This window comes from Rhodococcus sp. 320_ES (assembly GCF_059691855.1).
In genome coordinates this window covers 3,182-5,291 of record NZ_JCAWAG010000009.1, presented here as the reverse complement: position 1 = coordinate 5,291, position 2,110 = coordinate 3,182, and the positions used below count along the sequence as shown (strand labels likewise).

General features: G+C 55.8%; 1 rRNA gene (only partly in view). It reads right to left on the bottom strand.

Features of this window, described 5'->3' with window-relative positions:
* Nucleotides 1-85: 85 nt before the first annotated feature.
* Nucleotides 86-2,110 (bottom strand): 23S ribosomal RNA (locus AC59JP_RS23010) (it continues 1,210 nt past the right edge of the window).

The following is a 2,110-nucleotide window of genomic DNA, read 5'->3' as shown; positions in this document are numbered from 1 at the left end:
GGTGGTGTGGTGTGGCGGTTTTCAGTTGTGCACTGAACAACTCGTGTGTTGTTTCAGATATCGCACAGTGGACGCGTAGCAGCTTTGTGGTAAGTCCTCGGCCTATTAGTACCAGTCACCTGCACCCATTGCTGGGCTTCCAGTTCTGGCCTATCAACCCGGTGGTCTGCCGGGGGCCTTACCCCCTCGAGGGGGTGAGAAACCTCATCTTGGAACAGGCTTCCCGCTTAGATGCTTTCAGCGGTTATCCCTTCCGAACGTAGCTAACCAGCGGTGCTCCTGGTGGAACAACTGGCACACCAGAGGTTCGTCCGTCCCGGTCCTCTCGTACTAGGGACAGCCTTCCTCAAGTTTCTGACGCGCGCGGCGGATAGAGACCGAACTGTCTCACGACGTTCTAAACCCAGCTCGCGTGCCGCTTTAATGGGCGAACAGCCCAACCCTTGGGACCTACTCCAGCCCCAGGATGCGACGAGCCGACATCGAGGTGCCAAACCATCCCGTCGATATGGACTCTTGGGGAAGATCAGCCTGTTATCCCCGGGGTACCTTTTATCCGTTGAGCGACACCGCTTCCACTTGCCGGTGCCGGATCACTAGTCCCGACTTTCGTCCCTGCTCGACTTGTCAGTCTCACAGTCAAGCTCCCTTGTGCACTTGCACTCGACACCTGATTGCCAACCAGGCTGAGGGAACCTTTGGGCGCCTCCGTTACATTTTGGGAGGCAACCGCCCCAGTTAAACTACCCACCAGGCACTGTCCCTGAACCAGATCATGGTCCGAGGTTGAGGTATCCAATACGATCAGAGTGGTATTTCAACAACGACTCCACACACACTGGCGTGCATGCTTCACAGTCTCCCACCTATCCTACACAAACCGAACCGAACACCAATACCAAGCTGTAGTGAAGGTCCCGGGGTCTTTTCGTCCTGCCGCGCGTAACGAGCATCTTTACTCGTAATGCAATTTCGCCGAGTCTATGGTTGAGACAGCTGAGAAGTCGTTACGCCATTCGTGCAGGTCGGAACTTACCCGACAAGGAATTTCGCTACCTTAGGATGGTTATAGTTACCACCGCCGTTTACTGGGGCTTAAATTCTCAGCTTCACCACCGAAGTGATTAACCGGTCCTCTTAACCTTCCAGCACCGGGCAGGCGTCAGTCCGTATACATCGTCTTACGACTTCGCACGGACCTGTGTTTTTAGTAAACAGTCGCTTCTCACTGGTCTCTGCGACCCACACCAGCTCAGGAAGCACGTTCCATCACCAGCAGGGGTCCCCCTTCTCCCGAAGTTACGGGGGCATTTTGCCGAGTTCCTTAACCATAGTTCTCTCGATCGCCTTGGTATTCTCTACCTGATCACCTGTGTCGGTTTGGGGTACGGGCCATGTACCAGCTCGCTAGAGGCTTTTCTCGGCAGCATAGGATCATCGAATTCGCCTCATTCGGCTATGCGTCACCTCTCAGGATATGTGCGACCCGGATTTGCCTGGGTCACTCCCTACGGGCTTACACCAGTATTACCACTGACTGGCTCGACTACCTTCCTGCGTCACCCCATCGCTTGACTACTACCAGGAAAGGTCCCGTGCATCACCCTCACGTCACCCGAAGGTGCTCCAGAAGGCTCTGGACGGTTAGTACTCCTGATTCGTCATGGGCGCGGATACACGGGTACGGGAATATCAACCCGTTGTCCATCGACTACGCCTGTCGGCCTCGCCTTAGGTCCCGACTCACCCTGGGCGGATTAACCTGGCCCAGGAACCCTTGATCATTCGGCGGACGAGTTTCTCACTCGTCTTTCGCTACTCATGCCTGCATTCTCACTCGCGTGGCCTCCACACCTGGATCACTCCGGCGCTTCCCTGGCCACACGACGCTCCCCTACCCATCCACACACCTGGCACAACCCCCGTGGGGACTGTGCGGGCTATTGCGTGAATGCCGCGGCTTCGGCGGTGTACTTGAGCCCCGCTACATTGTCGGCGCAAAATCACTTGACCAGTGAGCTATTACGCACTCTTTCAAGGGTGGCTGCTTCTAAGCCAACCTCCTGGTTGTCTTCGCGACTTCACATCCTTTTCCACTTAGTACACGCTT